The following is a 17,517-nucleotide window of genomic DNA, read 5'->3' as shown; positions in this document are numbered from 1 at the left end:
TTCTCAACTACTTAAGCTTGATAGATAAGTTACATCCGATGGAACATAAAGTGTTCAATATTATTGGAATTATGTCAGGAACTTCCCTGGATGGAGTGGACCTGGCACATTGCACCTTCAGGATAAAGGAATCAGAATATACGTTTCAATTGAATGCATGCCGGACTTATCCATTTTCTAAGGAATGGAACACCAGGCTCAGCAGTTTGCCGGAATCTTCTGCGCTTGAATATGCAATGACACATACAGCGCTTGGGAAGCTATTGGGATCATTGGTGAATGACTTTTTGAAGGAATTTCCCTTCAAGGTAGATTATGTTGCCAGCCACGGTCAAACGATCTTTCACCAGCCTGCTAAAGGATATACCAGCCAGATAGGTGAAGGTGCAGCAATTGCAGCCATGTGCGGATACCCGGTGATCTGTGATTTCAGGACCTCTGATGTCGGGCATGGTGGACAAGGTGCACCACTGGTTCCTATCGGAGATGAGTTTTTATTCGGTAGCTATGGTGCCTGTCTGAATCTTGGAGGTTTCGCAAATATCTCCTTCAGGCAAGGAACTGACCGCATTGCTTTCGATATTTGCCCCGCCAATTTCATTCTAAACCCGATTGCGGGTATGGTGGGAGAAGCCTTTGACAAAGACGGGATCATTGCTTCTAAAGGAAAAATAGTTCCTGAATTACTAACTAAGCTTAATAGTCTGCCTTATTATTTTCAGTCACCACCCAAATCCCTGGGAAGGGAATGGGTTGAAATGGAAGTGAATCCATTGATAAATGAATTTAAACAGGCAATCTCTATCGAAGACCTGATGCGCACCCTGGTGGAACATATAGCTATACAAATCTCAAAATCAATGAGTAAGGAGCTACATGGAAGTATGATGATAAGCGGTGGAGGAGCACATAATACATTCCTGGTGGAACGCATCTGTGAACACAGTCCCATCCCAATTGTTATCCCTGAAAAAAATGTGGTTGATTTTAAGGAAGCATTAATCTTTGCATTCCTGGGACTTTTGAGAATACTGGAAAGACCTAACAGCTTATCAAGTGTTACCGGTGCTAAAAAGAATGTTTCCGGCGGTGCTATATACCTCCCCTGATTTAAAAATAATTACCTTTGGGCGCTTTTCTGCATAAAAATTAAAAATAATTCACTTAATACTCTGATTTTCTATTCATTATAATTTTCGGAAAATTGGATTCCATAAAGTTGATCTCCATAATTACTTCATTAAAAATATCTTATCCCAAACCATAAAATTACCTAAAATGAAAAGAAAATTACCCCTTCTTCCAGTTACATTGATTGGTCTGTTGTTAATGCTTCCTTTTTCCACTTTTGCTGCGACAATAGGTGCGGTACCAATGATTTTTGGCATCCGGCTGGAGTTTCTGATATTTGCACTTACACTGGTTGGTGTTGCAATATTTCATCATAAAACCATGTATGTTGCTTTAACAGGGCTCGCGGCAATCCTGTTACTAAAATATTTCTTCATCCCGGAATATTCTATCATTGAACATATTATTGGCTCAGAACATGAAGAAGGGGAATGGCGAATATTATTGAATCTATTAGGCTTGTTGCTTGGTTTCGCTATCCTGGCCAAGTATTTTGAAGAATCCGGCGTTCCTGAGAAATTACCCAGCATTCTTCCTGATGATTGGAAAGGAGGCCTGGTTTTATTGCTTATGGTATTCGTACTCTCCAGTTTTCTTGACAACATTGCAGCTGCAATGATTGGAGGTACGATCGCCATGGTGGTTTTCAAAGGGAAAGTCCATCTGGGCTATCTTGCAGGTATTGTAGCTGCCAGCAATGCCGGCGGCTCAGGCTCAGTGGTTGGGGATACCACCACAACCCTGATGTGGATTGATGGAGTATCACCTTTGGATGTAACACATGCATATGTTGCGGCTATTGTTGCTGTATTAATCATTGGCTATTTTGCAGCCAAGAAACAAGATAAATATCAACGGATCCAGAAGGATTCAAATTTGAAAGTTAAGATTGATACAGGTAGAATCATCATAGTTGGTTTTATTCTAGTCGGAGCAATTCTGACTAATTACTTCCTGGATTTCCCGGCTTTAGGGGTATGGGGAGCTATTCTCATAGGCGCATTTATCCGGAAAGCACCCTGGCATGAAATACCCAAATCTATCCAGGGGACAATTTTCCTGATGGCATTGGTAACCTGTGCATCGCTTATGCCTGTTGAAGAATTACCACCTGCTTCATGGCAGACTGCATTTTCACTTGGGTTCATTTCTGCTGTGTTTGACAACATTCCTCTCACTAAGCTTTGCCTTGACCAGGGTGGCTATGATTGGGGAATACTGGCCTATACAGTGGGCTTCGGTGGCTCAATGATATGGTTTGGTTCATCAGCAGGGGTAGCCCTTTCAAATATGTATCCACAGCTTCGATCCGTAGTAAACTATGTTAAAGAAGGATGGTATGTCATTTTAGCCTATGTAGTGGGCTTTTTCATTATGTTGGGGGTTGTAGGTTGGCATCCGCATACACCTCACAAGAGTGGCGAGCAGCAGGAACCCATTGAAAATACAATTTCTCCGCAGGAATTACCCGCAAACCAGAACTAATCCGCCTGATGAAAACTCTCAGTGGCAAGTCAACTGTGAGCCTTGCCGGTATCATTATCACCCTGGGCATCGTTTATGGTGATATTGGGACCTCTCCGCTCTATGTCATGAAGGCCATTGTTGCCGGAGCAGGTGACACTATTAGTGAAAACTTCATTTTAGGGGCTATTTCTTGTATTATCTGGACGCTCACACTTCAAACTACGGTTAAATATGTCCTGATTACTCTTCGGGCTGATAACAGGGGTGAAGGAGGGATACTGGCGTTGTATGCCCTGGTAAGAAAGAAGAAAAAGTGGCTTTTCCTCATTGCTATCATTGGGGGGAGTGCGCTTCTGGCAGATGGGGTGATTACTCCATCTATTACTGTCGTTTCTGCGGTTGAAGGGCTGCAATTGCAATATCATGGAATTTCAATAATTCCTATTGCTATTGCTATCATCACCGGCTTATTCCTGATCCAGCAATTTGGCACCGCTACTATTGGCAAGTCCTTTGGTCCCATGATGTTTATCTGGTTTAGTATGCTTGGAATCCTGGGACTGGCACAGATATCCCAATATCCAGGCATCCTCAAAGCTTTTAATCCATGGTATGCAATAGACCTGCTGGCCAATTATCCGAACGGTTTTATCCTTTTAGGGGCCGTATTTCTCTGTACTACAGGAGCAGAAGCACTTTATTCCGACCTGGGTCACTGTGGTTTACATAATATCCGCCTGAGCTGGATCTTCGTCAAAATTACGTTGATACTGAATTACCTGGGACAGGGCGTATGGATACTTCAGCAAAACATGGCACCGGAAATGATTCCCAATCCGTTTTTTGCCATCATGCCGGGCTGGTTTCTCCCCCTGGGTGTTTTTATTTCAACTGCAGCAGCTGTTATTGCAAGCCAGGCGTTGATCAGTGGCTCTTATACCATTATTTCTGAAGCCATCCAGCTTAATCTCTGGCCAAAAGTGAGGATTACTTATCCAACCAATAAGAAAGGTCAGATGTATATTACCTCTATTAATTGGTTGCTCTTCCTGGCATGTATTGGGGTAGTTTTGCTTTTTCAGAGTTCATCAAATATGGAAGCTGCTTATGGCCTGGCCATCACCATCACCATGCTGATGACCACCTTATTAATGATTATTTACCTGAAACGTATCAATAGAAAGATTTACCTGATCATTGGCTTTGCTGCTGTCTATTTCCTGATTGAAGGTGCGTTCCTTCTTGCAAACCTCACCAAATTCATGCATGGAGGATGGTTCACATTACTATTGGCTGGAATCATTGCATTTATTATGTTTACCTGGTACAGAGCCAGACAATTGAAGAACAGATTCACACGTTTCGTGAAAATTTCAGATCATTACAACGCTCTCACTGCCTTAAGTAAAGACGATTCTATACCTAAATACTCTACTCATTTGGTTTATCTGACCAGGGCGGATTTAAAAACTGATATTGAAGCTAAGGTTATTTATTCCATTTTTAATAAATCACCAAAGCGTGCAGATATGTACTGGCTGCTTCATGTGCATATTTGTGACGACCCGCATACGATGGAGTATTCTGTAGAAAAATTAATTCCGGGAGTACTAATACGGATTGAATTCAGGATCGGATTCAAAGTGCAACCCAGAGTCAACCTGTATTTCATGCAAGTCATCAAGGATATGGTAACCAATCACGAATTAAACCTTGATTCCAATTACAAATCCCTTAAACAGTTTCATATTCCTGCAGATTTCCGTTTCATTATTATTAAGCGAATTCAAAATTATGACTTCGATTTCCCGGTAATTGATCAGTTTATTATGGATAACTATTCTCTGCTCGCAAAGATTGGATTAAGCGATGTGCGTGCTTATGGTTTAGACACCAGTAATGTGATGATTGAAATGGTTCCCCTGATGATGGAGGATGCTGACCGTCCTTTGTTGAATAGAATTCATTAACCGCAAGAATCCACTTAAATACACCTTGCCGATAATAATTAATTCAAAAGAGAGTTAATTAACAGAACGCTGTTTAAAAAATGCAGCCACTTTCAGGGTTTCTACCTTATTAAAGGGTACCTTTATTCTCAAAAACAGGAAATTAATGAACGGAGTCCTTCTTCAGATTACAACGCCTGCTACAACTCTTGCTGACACGGTGAACCAGGCACTCACCACAATCCCCAAGACCCAACCCACAGAAATCAGCTTATCAATATGGGAATTAGCACTGAAAGGTGGTCCCATCATGATTCCAATTGCTTTGCTCTCTGTAGTTGCCATCTATATCTTTATTGAAAGGTATATTGTGATCACTAAGGCTTCCAAGGAGGATGCCAATTTTATGAACAATATCAGGGATTTCATGATGAATGGCCGTCTTGACTCAGCCATGTCTTTATGTAAAAATAATAGCTCCCCTATCGCACGAATGATTGAAAAAGGCCTTCACAGGTTGGGAAAGCCCCTGAGTGATATTCATACCGCCATAGATAATGTCGGCAACCTGGAGGTCTCTAAACTTGAGAGAAACCTTTCCGTGGTGGCTACCGTTGCAGGTGCTGCTCCCATGCTCGGGTTCCTTGGAACTGTAACCGGGATGGTTACTGCTTTCTACGACATGTCAATGGCCGGAAATAATATTGATATCCAACTTCTTTCTTCCGGTATTTACCAGGCAATGGTTACTACCGTTGCTGGTCTCATCGTAGGAATCATAGCCTATCTTTGCTATAATATCCTGATTGCCAGGGTACAGAAAGTGGTTTTTATCCTTGAAGCCAGGGCAACTGAATTCATGGATCTGCTACATGAACCTGCCAAGTAAAAGCATTCACACTTTCCCGGATCTAAATATATAATCCAACCCAATGGCAATAAAATCAAGGAATAAGATTAGTACCGAATTCAGCATGGCATCCATGTCGGACCTGGTATTCCTTCTCCTCATATTCTTCATGCTGAGTTCTACACTGGTGAGTCCAAATGCCATCAAACTTCTGCTGCCATCAAGTACCAGCAAGACTATGGCCAAACAGAGCATCACTGTGTATATTAATGATCAGTTCATGTTCTTCGTCAATGAAAGCCCTACTGATGTAAAAGCACTGGAACCTGCACTGCTTCAAACTCTTGCAGGTCAAACTGAAGCCACGATTGTACTCCGCTCTGATCAGACTGTTCCAATTCAGTATGTAGTGAATGTGATTGATGCAGTTAATAATATCAACGAATTCATGAAAACCAAACATAAGGTGATCCTTGCTACCAAGCCACCGGAAAACGAACGTTAACCTGAATTTCAAAACCAAAAACCAACAAGTATTACAATGTCACATTACCTCACCAGTGAAACGGAAGATAAGAAAGGCCGGGTCTGGGCTATAACCGGCACCGTGGTTTTCCATGCCCTCCTGATCCTGATCCTTTTCTGGGTTGCCCTTCGAACCCCTCTCCCATTGCCTGGAGAAGAAGGTGTTGAAGTGAACCTTGGTAACAGTGACAATGGAATGGGTGATATTCAGCCGGAAGAAGCTGCCATGCTCGCCAGTTCAGCTGCGGCTCCGCAGCCCGCAAAAGCCAATGATGAATTAATCACAGAGGCAAACGATGAAAACCCTGCCCTTGAAAAAGTAAATAAGAAAACGAACAAACAAAATACTGTTACCCCAACTAAACCTACCCCACAGCCTGAAGTTGTCAAACAGCCTGTTGTAAATCAAAATGCCCTCTTTAAAGGGAAAAGCAATAAAACAACTAAAGGAGGTAGTGAAGGGATCACCGGGAAACCCGGGGACCAGGGAAAACCAAATGGCACCCCCGACGGTAAAGGGTATGATGGACAAGGTGGTAAAGGCAATGGTCCCTCATTCAGTCTGGAAGGCCGTGGAGCCAAAAGCCTTCCTAAACCCGCCTATAACTCTGATGATCAGGGTTTTATTGTAGTAACAATTTATGTAAACAAAGAGGGTCGGGTAACACGTGCCGTGGCAGGAGCTAAAGGAACCACTATCTCCGACCAACAACTCCAGGCTCAGGCTGAAAAAGCTGCAATGAGAGCCCTTTTTACTTCAAACCCTGATGCGGCAGAGGTCCAGAAAGGTACCATTAAATATACCTTCATTAAAACCAGGTAATCACCTCTCCTGCTCTATCCTTCTGAACCTTTGTTCCTGAAAATCAAGATTCAGGCATTCAAATACTTTCTGAAATACCAGGATTGATTATTAATAGCCAGAATACAATACTTTTGTATTCTCCTATTCAATAAAAAATGCGTAATTCCTTTAAACTCCTCTTTCTCCTCGCCACGTCTATTGTAACAATGATAGCATGCAAGGAGAAAAATGAGATCTTTCCACCGGTTCCATGGTCAGTTTATTATCACAAAGCAGCTGGTATTCAACCTACTCCTGTCTCATCTATATTCATTGAGTCCGACCATTCCGAATGGTTTGGAAGTGCCGGAAAGATGGGATTGATTCATGGAAACGGAACTGAATTCAGTTTAATTGATGAAAACAGTACTCAGCTGTTGTTTGACTCTGTGACCTGCATCCTTCGTGATGGGAATGATTTACTATGGGTATCGGCAAAAAACGGCCTTAGCAGGTATGATGGTTCAAACTGGGCATCCATACAGGCACTTAAAGACCGAAAAATCACCTCCATGGCCGTCCGTGGAATCGGAGAAATCTGGGTAGGAATTGACGGGGATTCACAGAATGGAGGTGTTGCCTTACTAAAAAATGGAGTATGGACCTTCTTTTCAACTTCTCAATCAAATATTCAGTCATCACATATCACTTGCCTTTTAATGGATCACCAACAAGGACTTTGGGCCGGAACAAAGGATCATGGAGTGCTGTTTTTCAACGGGAATGAATGGATTGCCCGTCAAACCGAACAACCACTTCTTGCACCTGCTCAGGTTAACTCTTTATGCCAGGATATAAATGGAACTGTTTGGGCCGGAACAGAAGCTTCACAGATTATACAGTTTAAGGATGGCACATCTGCCATTTTCTCCACCGGTACTTCAAAGCCTGTAAATAAACTGATTCCTGACCAGGAAGGAATACTATGGATTGCCACCCGGGGAGCCGGCTTACTGACTTTGGAAAACACTGAATGGAAAAGCTTTACAAAAAACAACGCTCATCTTCCATCTGATACCCTACTAACATTGGCTTTACATCCTGATAAAAAAATTCTGGCTTCCTTTCCCGATGGCCAGATTCTACGCTTTAATCAATAGTGGAACTCCCGATAACTATGAAAAGAATCCTTCTGCTATTACAAATGACTTTGTCACTTATTCCGGTTTTTGCCCAGGATAGCTACACCTCCTATTCCTTCCCTGATAGCATGCCCTCCTTAAGAACAGGCGATATTTCATGTAGTATTTTAAACAATAATTTCCTCAAGAATAATGAGTATTTTGATCCCATTACTGAAGGGATCACCTACTTCGGATCAAGCCTTCAACCTGAGATAGCCTATGCATTTTCGTCAAAAGCACGACTATCAGCAGGATGGTTCTTCCGGTATTATTATGGCACGGATAAGTTCAATTGCTCATTACCAGTGTTCCGCCTGGTATATGAACCGATTCAGAATATGCGAATCGTATTCGGACAACTATATGGATCTCTGGAACATGGACTCATTGACCCTGTTTACGGTGCTGATAATTACTTCAGCCGAATGCCTGAAAACGGCTTGCAGGTGATACTTAAAGGTAACAAGGTACATACAGATGTATGGATGAGCTGGGATCACTTCATCCTGCCGGGTGATCCTTCGCAGGAGGAGATATCTGCCGGAATTTCAGCAGATTACCGGCTTACCGGAGAAAACAACTCTCACTCACTTCATCTTATTCTGCAAGGCATCATCCATCACTACGGTGGACAAGTTGATCAATCGGATGCCCCGTTGCAAACAAGACTTAACCTGGCTCCAGGGTTAACCTACAAGCATTTATCAGATAACAACCCTGGCTTTACCTTTTCAACATTTCTCATACAGGCATCAGATCCCTCAGGAACAGTGACCATCCCTTATAAAAAAGGGTTTGCCAGCTATAGTATGGCAATGACTTCATACAAATTCATTTCCGTCGGACTCTCCTATTTTCATGGTGAATATTATTTCTCACCATTGGGCGACCCAATCTATCAGTCGATATCATCCCTGAACAACTGGTATACCTCAGATATAAGGGATATTGCAGGGGGCAAAATCATCATGGATAAGGAACTGTTAAAGGGTGTAAGGATGGGCTTCCGCTCAGAAGCTTTCTACGACATGCAGACAAAGAATTTCAACTTCAATTATGGCTTGAATATCCGCGCCAATGCATCCTGGTTACTACATTCAGGGAAGAAGAACCGCCATGTTGAATAAAACACAGTCTGAAACTAACTGCCTGGGATATGAACTACAGGGAAACGCTCAATTATCTTTATACGCAACTGCCCATGTTTCACAGGGTAGGAGCACCTGCTTATAAAGCAAATCTAGATAATACTGTTTCAATCAGTAAATTACTGGATCATCCTGAACTTAAATTCCCTAGTATTCATATCGCCGGAACCAATGGGAAAGGTTCCACCTCACATATGATTGCATCCATCTTGCAGGAAGCAGGTTACAAAACTGGTCTTTTTACTTCTCCTCATCTCAAAGATTTCAGGGAAAGGATAAAAGTAAATGGACGGATGATCTTAAAATCAGACGTAACAAGCTTTGTAACAAAATTCAAAAATGAATTCTCAGAACTGGAACCCTCATTTTTTGAATGGACCTTTGGATTGGCTACACACCACTTCCATCAACAGCAGGTTGACATCGCTGTCATGGAAACGGGTATGGGCGGAAGGTTGGACTCAACCAATATTCTTCATCCCAGGCTAACCATCATCACTAATATCGGGTTTGATCACATGCAATTCCTTGGTAATACCCTGGTGAAAATTGCCATGGAAAAAGCAGGGATCATCAAACCAGGAGTGCCTTTAGTTATTGGTGAAACTCAAGCAGAGGTTTTTGAAGTGTTCCTGGAAAAAGCACGGGAATTAAACTCCCCTGTTACATTTGCTGATCAGTGCTTTTCCATTCATGCCAATGAAGAATTGATCCCGGGGAAATCAAGCATCAAAATGGAAGTACTGCGCCATGAGGATCAGTTGGTAGTGTCGGTCGAAAGCCCCCTTACCGGGACTTACCAGTTGAAAAATATTCTGACTGTCCTTGAATCTATTGAAAAATTGAAAGAATTGGGATATCAAATTCCTGAAGAAGCGGTGACAAAAGGGATAAAGAATGTGGTTAAAAACACAGGCTTCCATGGACGTTGGCAGATCCTTGCAAAAAAGCCCTTAACCATTGCCGATATTTCCCATAATAAAGATGGTTTAAAAGTGATGCTTTCACAATTAAAGAATGCTGCTGACCGAAAATTACATTTCGTCTTGGGGGTTGTGAATGATAAAGACATTGATGGAATGCTTCACCTGCTTCCCCAAAATGCAACATATTATTTTTGCAAAGCTGATATCCCAAGAGGGCTGGATGCTGAAGAACTGGCTAAAAAAGCTATTTTATCCGGGCTTAAAGGGGAAGTATTTACTTCGGTTAAAAATGCTTTGAAGGCTGCACGGCAGGCTGCAGGGAAAGAAGACCTCGTCCTGGTCAGTGGAAGTGCTTTTGTAGTGGCAGAAGTTCTTTAATTAGAACTCAACTTATTGATTAAGAGTTTAGTGTTTAATATTAAATATTCTTTCCCAGATGGAAATTCTTCTTCCGGGCCACTTAATATCTAACACATAACAAATAATGAAAAATGCAAAATGAAAAATGAAAAATGAAAAAAATGAATTAAAGTCTCCCCATTTGAGCAAAACATTATACTTATAAATTTAGAGTTTAGTGTTAAGTATTATGTGTTCCTTTCATTGAAGGAAATTCTTCTTTCGGGCCACTTATATCTAAAAAAATAAAGGCCCCCCTTCGGGGCAAAAAATAACCCCCCATTTGAGCAAAACATAATACTTATAAGTTTAGAGTTTAGTGTTATATATTAAATATTTTTTCCCCAGTTGGAAATTCTTCTTCCGGGCAACTTAATATCTAACACAAAACATATAATAAAAAATGAAAAAGTAAATTAACTTATTGATTTAGTGTTTAGTGTTAAATATTAAATATTCTTTCCCTAGTTGGAAATTCTTCTTCCGGGCAACTTAATATCTAACACATAACAAATAATAAAAAATGAAAAAGTAAGTTAACTTATTGATTTAGAGTTTAGTGTTAAATATTGGGACTTGGGACTTGGTCCGCCAGCTGGCGGATGGGACTTGGGACTTCCTTATACAATCTCTAACTACATTTACATAATGCGCTATTATGAAATTCCAGAAAATTTAAATGGATTTTGCTATGAAGTATGTATTTTATTGATAATTTTGGTATCCAAGCAGAGTGACTAGTATAACTATAAAGAGATACACATTTTAGCCTCACCCTTGATCTCAAGGTATGCCCTTTTCACTGACTCGGTGATTAAGGGTTTATTAACTATTGATGTATTTGAAAATTTATGAAAGAGGAGAAAAATCTTCCGTCGCACCCGACTGAAAACTTTGATCAATTAATCAGGGAAGCCGGTTTAAATAGTGAAGTCTCTGAAATGCTTCAGACTTTAGCCAAGTCCGCATATAAAGAGGATGGAACCATTTTTAGATTAGAAGAATTATTATCTGAAATCAAGAAAGATAAAAAAGAAGCAGAGCATTACTTTAATTTATTCAGAAATGCTCCATCAGGGTATTTCACCCTTGATAAGGAAGGAAAAATCGGTGAAATCAACCTTTGTGCAGCCGGTATGTTGGGAAATGCACTGGAAGGCAAACTCCTGACTGATTATCTGGATAATTCCTCGATTCAAAAATTTGAAGAATTCCTGGAATCTGTTTTCAGTTACCAGGGTAAGAGTCAGTGTGAAGTCATTATTAATTCAACTACTTCGCAGCAATTGTATCTGAGGATTGAAGGCCTGGCATTTTCAGAATCAGGCTTATGTCATGCTGTTATTATTGATATTTCGGAGCAGAAAAAAGTTGAACATTTATTGCAGAATAACGAAGATTGGATTCAGACCTTATTTGAACTGGCTGTTGATGCGATCCTGATCGGAAACCAGGATGGTATTATCATTCAGGCTAATAAGAGTGCTGCTGAACTGTCAGGATATACCCAATCTCAATTACTTGGCAAACCGATCGATATCCTTTTCAACAAGGAAGAGTTAAACCGGATACCTTTCCAATACGAAAAACTTAAAGAAGGAAAGATTGTCAGGAGAGAAAGGTTCCTCACAAGAAAAGACGGGACATTACTTCCTGTTGAAATGCATACCAAAATGATGCCTGATAAAAGTTATCAGACTTTCATAAGGGATATGGCTGAACGTAAAAGAATTGAAGATGCTTTAAGAGCCAGTGAAAAGAAGTTCTCCGAGGCTTTCATGACCAGCCCTGATTCGATCAACATTAACAAAATCGATAAGGGGATCTATGTCGAAATCAATAACGGGTTTACAGAAATAACAGGATATACAAAGGAAGATGTAATTGGAAAATCTTCAATGGATCCAGGCACGAACATCTGGTTTCAACCGGAAGACCGGCAACGAATGATTGAATTATTGCAGAAAAACGGAGAAGTTGTAGGTTTTGAAGCCCCATTCCAAATGAAAGACGGAACTGTCAGGTTCGGATTAATGTCGGCACGTTTAATTGAGATCAATGGTGAAGACTGCATCATTTCTACGACAAGAGATATTACTGACCGGAAAAGATCCGAGGAGTCCCTGATACAAAGTGAACAAAGTTTTCGTGGAATCCTGAATACTGTGAGCGAATCCATTTATGTGCTTGATGAAAATGGGAAATTCATCGATATCAATGAAGGTGCTGATAAAATGTATGGTTATAACCGGGAAGACATCTTAGGGAAAGGAATTGATTTCGTTTCTGCTGATGGCAAAAATGATCTGGAATCCATAAGCAGGGCCGTGCAAAAAACGCTCATCGATGGCACACCCCTGCATTTTGAGTTCTGGGGAAAAAGGAAAAATGGCGATATCTTCCCAAAAGATGTCATCTGTAATAAAGGTAAATATTTTGGAAAAGATGTGATTATTGCCACAGCCCGTGATATCACTGACAGAAAAAGGAATGAAGATGTGCTGCTGGCTGCCAAAAAGAAAGCTGAGGAATCAGAGCGATTGAAATCAGCCTTCCTTGCAAATATGTCGCATGAAATCCGTTCACCGATGAATAGTATCGTTGGATTTTCTGAATTGATTGAAGATGAAGACCTTCCAGCAGAACAAAGGCATGAATTCATCTCCATTATCCGGAATAGTGGGAAACAGCTTCTCACGATTATCAATGACATTATTGATTTCGCGAAAATCGACAGTAATCAGTTAACAATAAGTCCTGCAGAAATCAACCTTAACCGAATCCTTGATGATATTATGCTGGTCGCCGAGGTGGAGAAAAGGAATCTGCATAAGGACAACGTGAACTTAATCAGTGAGAAAGGCCTTCCGGATAATAATTGCACTCTTTTATGTGATGAAGTCCGGCTGAAACAAATCCTGATCAATCTCACAGGCAATGCCCTGAAATTCACCAATAAAGGCCATATCAAAACCGGCTACAAACTTGATAACGATAACATCATCTTCTTTGTTGAAGATACCGGGAAAGGAATAGCCAAAGAAAAACAGGAGATTATCTTTGAACGTTTCAGGCAGGAAGAAGAAAGCTACACCCGTTTATATGGAGGTACAGGGCTCGGCCTCTCCATTTCGAAAGGCCTTGTAGAATTGCTGGGCGGAAAAATGTGGCTGGTTTCCGACCTGGGTGTAGGAGCAACTTTCTATTTCTCAATCCCATCAAATATATGGCTGGGATATTCAGCTAAAAAGGAAATAGTACAAACTACCATGACTGAACTCGACTTAAGCGGTAAAACCATTCTCATTGCTGAAGATATTGAGAGCAATTTCCGCCTGATTAATCATATGCTCAAAAAAACAAATGCCAGGATCCTTTATGCCCAGGATGGAAGTGAAGCCGTTGGCATTTGTAAACAGGAAGAACAGGTGGACCTTATCCTGATGGATATCCAAATGCCGGTGATGAATGGATTTGAAGCTACAGCAGAAATAAAAAAATTCCTGCCTTCAGTCCCCGTTATTGCCCTTACAGCATTCACCCTCAGTGATGAATCAGAAGAAATCCTGGCTGCAGGATGCAACGACTACCTCACAAAACCTATCGATAAAGTTGTCATGCTCGAAAAGGTAAAGAAATATCTTCTTCCTTAAATGATTTACCTGAATATCTTGCAGCTGTTTTTCTTCTAAGAATCAGTTTACATTTGCATGCTATGATGATAAGAGTCTACAGAATAATCCTTTTGACCTTTGTTTTAATTTGTCAATTGGTGATCCAGGCCCAGCCTGAAAAACTGAACTTCAGATGGAAGATCATAACCAATAATTATTGTGATCAAGAACTAACCCTTTCAGAGTTTACCATCAGAAATAATGGTAGTCAATCAATTAAACCTGGCACCTGGGCACTCTATTTTAGTTTTACCCGTCGAATATTAGTGGATAGTGCACAGTCCGGAATCAAAATCACCTCAATGGGTGGGGATTTCTATAAAGTGGAACCAATCCAGGGCTTTACCCCGGTTCTACCTGGTAAAACGCTAAATATCAGGCTCATTTCACAGCACTGGGCATTCATGCTTTCCGATTTCCCAAGAGGCGCTTATTGGCAGGAAAATGGAAAACTCACTGAAAAAGACATTCAATATGATTTCCCGGCAGCACCACATCAAATTCTTGCAAACAAGCAGGATAAACGCCTGGCAGAATCTTCACTTGATCGTTATAAAGCAAATGAAAGACTGAGTTTAATTCCTGGAGATCAACTTCCTCCATTTTTACCTTCCCCTCTAAAATATCAGTATTTACCCGGATTCTTCCAGCTAAAAACCACCCTGCAGGTTTCTGCATCCGGTGGACTTGGCAGTGAGCATAATTACCTGGTTCAACTTCTGAAACAACTGGGCCTGAAAGCCATAACCAGCACTCAATTAATAGGCCGGAAACATTCAATCCGATTGCTGATTGATAAAGAAATTAAAAATCATAGCTATTTCCTGTCCGTTTCTTCAGAGGAAGGCATCACCATTAAAGCAGCAAATGCTGAATCAATATTTTCCGGAATTCAAAGCCTGAGATCTTTAATACTTAAAAATCCCGGGCAACTTCCTTGCCTGGAGATAACTGATACCCCCCGATTCGAGTACAGGGGTGTACTTCTGGATGTTGCAAGGAATTTCCAGACGAAAGAAACAGTCAAACAGCTGCTGGATAAGATGGCCCTCTATAAATTCAATAAACTGCATTTTCACCTTACCGATGATGAAGGATGGCGGCTGGAGATCAATGGGCTTCCTGAATTAACAGCTTATGGTGCTTTCAGGGGTCATACTGAAGATGAATCCAGCTTCCTTCAACCGGCATATGGTTCCGGACCATTAGCCGTGATGGGAAAATCAAGCGGAAGTGGTTTTTATAACCGGAGTAGTTTTATTGAAATTCTAAAGTATGCTGCTGAAAGGCATATTGAAATCATTCCTGAAATCGATCTGCCCGGACATGCCAGGGCTGCTATAAAAGCCATGGATTATCGCTACAGGAAATATATGGCACTTGGAAAAACAGCAGAAGCTACCGAATACCTTCTAAGGGATACAAACGATCTTTCTGTTTATACATCCATTCAAGGGTATAAAGATAATGTGGTATGTATTTGTCAACCTTCACTTTATCATTTCCTGGGGAAAGTGGTAATGGAGATGGAAAATATGTATCGGGATGCCGGCATCAGCTTAAAAACCGTCCATATTGGAGGAGATGAAGTTCCGGCAGGTGCCTGGGAACAATCGCCTGTGTGCAGAAAATTCCTGGCAAGCCACCCGGAATATCCGGATGTAAGAAGCCTTGAGGAATACTTTATCAGTAAATTCAATGAAATACTCATCCTAAGGAATATCACCACTGCCGGATGGGAAGAAGTCGGATTGCAAAGAGATTTAAAATCACCCGGACATCCGGTTACAGCTCGCAAAGAATTCCAGGAAAGAGGTTTGCAGATGTATAGCTGGAATTCAATCTGGGGTGACGGGACTGAAGATAACAGCTCCATCCTGGCCAATGCAGGATTCAAAGTAGTACAGGCAAATGCAACAAATTTATACCTCGATATGGCCTATGCAAAGGACCCTTATGAACAAGGATACTATTGGGCTAATTATGTAAATACAGAAACCGCTTTTCAATTCACTCCTACCCAGATTCCATATTGTGCCCGCACCAACAAGTCCGGAGATACAATCAGGTTGGAAACCTTCCTTGAAACCTTTATTCAACTCACCGATAAAGGGAAGAGTAACCTCCTGGGTATAGAAGCCTGTTTATGGGGCGAGAATATCAATAGCCCGGAATTAATAGATTATATGCTCTTCCCCCGTTTGATTGCAATTGCAGAAAGAGCATGGGCCAGGAAGCCAGTTTGGGAAACAGAACCGGATGCACAGTTGCGTTCAGATGCCTATCTTAAGGATTATAACAAGTTTGCCAACATGATGGGACAGAAGGAACTCCCTATGTTGGAAAAAATGGGGATAAAATACAGAATCCCACTTCCCGGAATTAAACTCGAAAACCAGGTTATCAAAGCAAATGTTGAGTTTCCGGGATTACCAATCAGGGTAGGAAATACAAATTCGCCAATAGGTAAAGGATCTACAATCTACAAAGAGGCAATTCCCTTTAAAAAAGGAATGAAGCTTGCAACTGTTTTATCATCAGGAAGAAAAAGCAGGCTGGCAGAACCTTAATATGAAATTCAGGTTCAGTTTTTTCAAAGTGCAGGAATTAACCTCCACTGATCAGGTGAAGCACCATCACATCATCCCCGTCATTGACCAGGGTGGTTTCATACTCTGATTTCTTTACCAGTTTTCCGTTTACCTTGATTACAAGCATCTTAAAAGAAAAATTCTTGTATTTCAGCAACTGATCAACTGTTAATTGCTCAGATTCAACTATCTCTTCACGGTTATTGAGGATGATCTTCATAGATTTCTTATCGGCAACAGATGCGCTTTAAAACTTAGTTTTTCATTCGGTAGGTATTGGGACCCAGGAGTATTTCCAGGACAGCATTGGCCTGCATACTGGCAACAATACCAACCCTCGGGGCTAAAGGAGGATTATGTTCCGCAATTTCATTCAACTCATCACCACAAATAATCAGTTTATCTGATTTTCGGCAATGTATCAACTCATTCTCACCCCAACCGGCCATCCCAACACCCATTACAAGATGTTTATCAGGCAAATGCGTGTGAACGGCATCGATGATCATGTGTTTCATTTCAGCTTTATCAAAAGCTTCAACAATCACATCACAACGACTGAATATCTCAATGGTGTCCGACATGCATAACCGGATATCAAAAGCATGCACCCTCACTCTTGGGTTAACCATTTCGATATTCCTTTTTAGTGCAAACACTTTCAGCATTCCAATCTGATCATGAAAATAATACTGCCTGTTCAGATTGCTTTCCACAATGACATCAAAATCAGCAATGACAAGAGAACCTATACCAACCCTGGCAAGAGCAATGGCACAATTGGAACCTAATCCCCCACAACCGGCAATTCCTACCGATTTCGTCCCTAAAACTGATTTGATTTCATCAAACGTCATAAGTACAAATATAAGATTCTTTTGTTTCAGGC

General features: G+C 41.1%; 12 protein-coding genes and 1 pseudogene. 11 read left to right on the top strand and 2 right to left on the bottom strand.

Features of this window, described 5'->3' with window-relative positions; translation table 11 throughout:
* Positions 1 to 17 precede the first annotated feature (17 nt).
* The 11 genes and pseudogenes from IPH84_06695 (at position 18) to IPH84_06645 (ending at position 16,607) form a co-directional block, all read left to right on the top strand.
* Entirely contained in the window at positions 18 to 1,109 is a 1,092-nt protein-coding gene (locus IPH84_06695; protein MBK7172912.1) for an anhydro-N-acetylmuramic acid kinase, read from the top strand.
* Between the two features lie 220 nt (positions 1,110 to 1,329).
* A pseudogene (locus IPH84_06690) lies at positions 1,330 to 2,544 on the top strand (citrate transporter).
* Positions 2,545 to 2,624: 80 nt separating this feature from the next.
* Positions 2,625 to 4,568: a KUP/HAK/KT family potassium transporter gene (locus tag IPH84_06685; GenBank protein ID MBK7172911.1), complete on the top strand. Its 1,944-nt coding sequence runs from the start codon at positions 2,625 to 2,627 to the stop codon at positions 4,566 to 4,568.
* Positions 4,569 to 4,713: 145 nt separating this feature from the next.
* Positions 4,714 to 5,436: a MotA/TolQ/ExbB proton channel family protein gene (locus IPH84_06680; protein ID MBK7172910.1), complete on the top strand. Its 723-nt coding sequence runs from the start codon at positions 4,714 to 4,716 to the stop codon at positions 5,434 to 5,436.
* A 43-nt stretch (positions 5,437 to 5,479) separates the two neighbouring features.
* A complete protein-coding gene (locus IPH84_06675) occupies positions 5,480 to 5,902 on the top strand; it encodes a biopolymer transporter ExbD (GenBank protein ID MBK7172909.1) in 423 nt (140 codons plus the stop codon).
* Between the two features lie 36 nt (positions 5,903 to 5,938).
* Positions 5,939 to 6,745: an energy transducer TonB gene (locus IPH84_06670; protein ID MBK7172908.1), complete on the top strand. Its 807-nt coding sequence runs from the start codon at positions 5,939 to 5,941 to the stop codon at positions 6,743 to 6,745.
* A gap of 137 nt (positions 6,746 to 6,882) precedes the next feature.
* The gene (locus IPH84_06665) at positions 6,883 to 7,866 is read left to right on the top strand and encodes a hypothetical protein (GenBank protein MBK7172907.1); all 984 of its coding nucleotides are present in this window, start codon (positions 6,883 to 6,885) and stop codon (positions 7,864 to 7,866) included.
* A 17-nt stretch (positions 7,867 to 7,883) separates the two neighbouring features.
* Positions 7,884 to 9,017: a hypothetical protein gene (locus IPH84_06660; protein ID MBK7172906.1), complete on the top strand. Its 1,134-nt coding sequence runs from the start codon at positions 7,884 to 7,886 to the stop codon at positions 9,015 to 9,017.
* 29 nt (positions 9,018 to 9,046) lie between these two features.
* On the top strand, positions 9,047 to 10,342 hold the full coding sequence (locus IPH84_06655; GenBank protein MBK7172905.1) for a bifunctional folylpolyglutamate synthase/dihydrofolate synthase: 1,296 nt from the start codon (positions 9,047 to 9,049) through the stop codon (positions 10,340 to 10,342).
* 872 nt (positions 10,343 to 11,214) lie between these two features.
* Complete coding sequence (locus IPH84_06650; GenBank protein MBK7172904.1) at positions 11,215 to 14,016, top strand: PAS domain S-box protein; 2,802 nt, start codon at positions 11,215 to 11,217, stop codon at positions 14,014 to 14,016.
* Between the two features lie 119 nt (positions 14,017 to 14,135).
* The gene (locus tag IPH84_06645) at positions 14,136 to 16,607 is read left to right on the top strand and encodes a carbohydate-binding domain-containing protein (protein MBK7172903.1); all 2,472 of its coding nucleotides are present in this window, start codon (positions 14,136 to 14,138) and stop codon (positions 16,605 to 16,607) included.
* A 37-nt stretch (positions 16,608 to 16,644) separates the two neighbouring features.
* Here IPH84_06645 and thiS read toward each other — a convergent pair whose 3' ends face one another.
* Positions 16,645 to 16,848 carry a sulfur carrier protein ThiS gene (gene thiS, locus IPH84_06640; protein ID MBK7172902.1) on the bottom strand — a complete coding sequence of 68 codons (204 nt, stop codon included), beginning with the start codon at positions 16,846 to 16,848 and terminating at the stop codon, positions 16,645 to 16,647.
* 34 nt (positions 16,849 to 16,882) lie between these two features.
* Positions 16,883 to 17,485 carry a sulfur carrier protein ThiS adenylyltransferase ThiF gene (gene thiF / locus IPH84_06635; protein ID MBK7172901.1) on the bottom strand — a complete coding sequence of 201 codons (603 nt, stop codon included), beginning with the start codon at positions 17,483 to 17,485 and terminating at the stop codon, positions 16,883 to 16,885.
* Positions 17,486 to 17,517: the final 32 nt, after the last annotated feature.

Source organism: Bacteroidales bacterium, from assembly GCA_016707785.1.
Lineage (GTDB): Bacteria > Bacteroidota > Bacteroidia > Bacteroidales > UBA4417 > UBA4417.
The sequence above is the reverse complement of the archived record's forward strand: the minus strand, read 5'-3'. Positions and strand labels throughout refer to the sequence as shown.

Excerpts from the sequence above, each read along its gene's own strand:
- IPH84_06685 (MBK7172911.1), top strand. The coding sequence starts at position 2,625 with ATGAAAACTCTCAGTGGCAAGTCAACTGTGAGCCTTGCCGGTATCATT.
- IPH84_06680 (MBK7172910.1), top strand. The coding sequence starts at position 4,714 with ATGAACGGAGTCCTTCTTCAGATTACAACGCCTGCTACAACTCTTGCT.
- IPH84_06675 (MBK7172909.1), top strand. The coding sequence starts at position 5,480 with ATGGCAATAAAATCAAGGAATAAGATTAGTACCGAATTCAGCATGGCA.
- IPH84_06670 (MBK7172908.1), top strand. The coding sequence starts at position 5,939 with ATGTCACATTACCTCACCAGTGAAACGGAAGATAAGAAAGGCCGGGTC.
- IPH84_06665 (MBK7172907.1), top strand. The coding sequence starts at position 6,883 with ATGCGTAATTCCTTTAAACTCCTCTTTCTCCTCGCCACGTCTATTGTA.
- IPH84_06660 (MBK7172906.1), top strand. The coding sequence starts at position 7,884 with ATGAAAAGAATCCTTCTGCTATTACAAATGACTTTGTCACTTATTCCG.
- IPH84_06655 (MBK7172905.1), top strand. The coding sequence starts at position 9,047 with ATGAACTACAGGGAAACGCTCAATTATCTTTATACGCAACTGCCCATG.
- IPH84_06650 (MBK7172904.1), top strand. The coding sequence starts at position 11,215 with ATGAAAGAGGAGAAAAATCTTCCGTCGCACCCGACTGAAAACTTTGAT.
- thiS (MBK7172902.1), bottom strand. The coding sequence starts at position 16,848 with ATGAAGATCATCCTCAATAACCGTGAAGAGATAGTTGAATCTGAGCAA.
- thiF (MBK7172901.1), bottom strand. The coding sequence starts at position 17,485 with ATGACGTTTGATGAAATCAAATCAGTTTTAGGGACGAAATCGGTAGGA.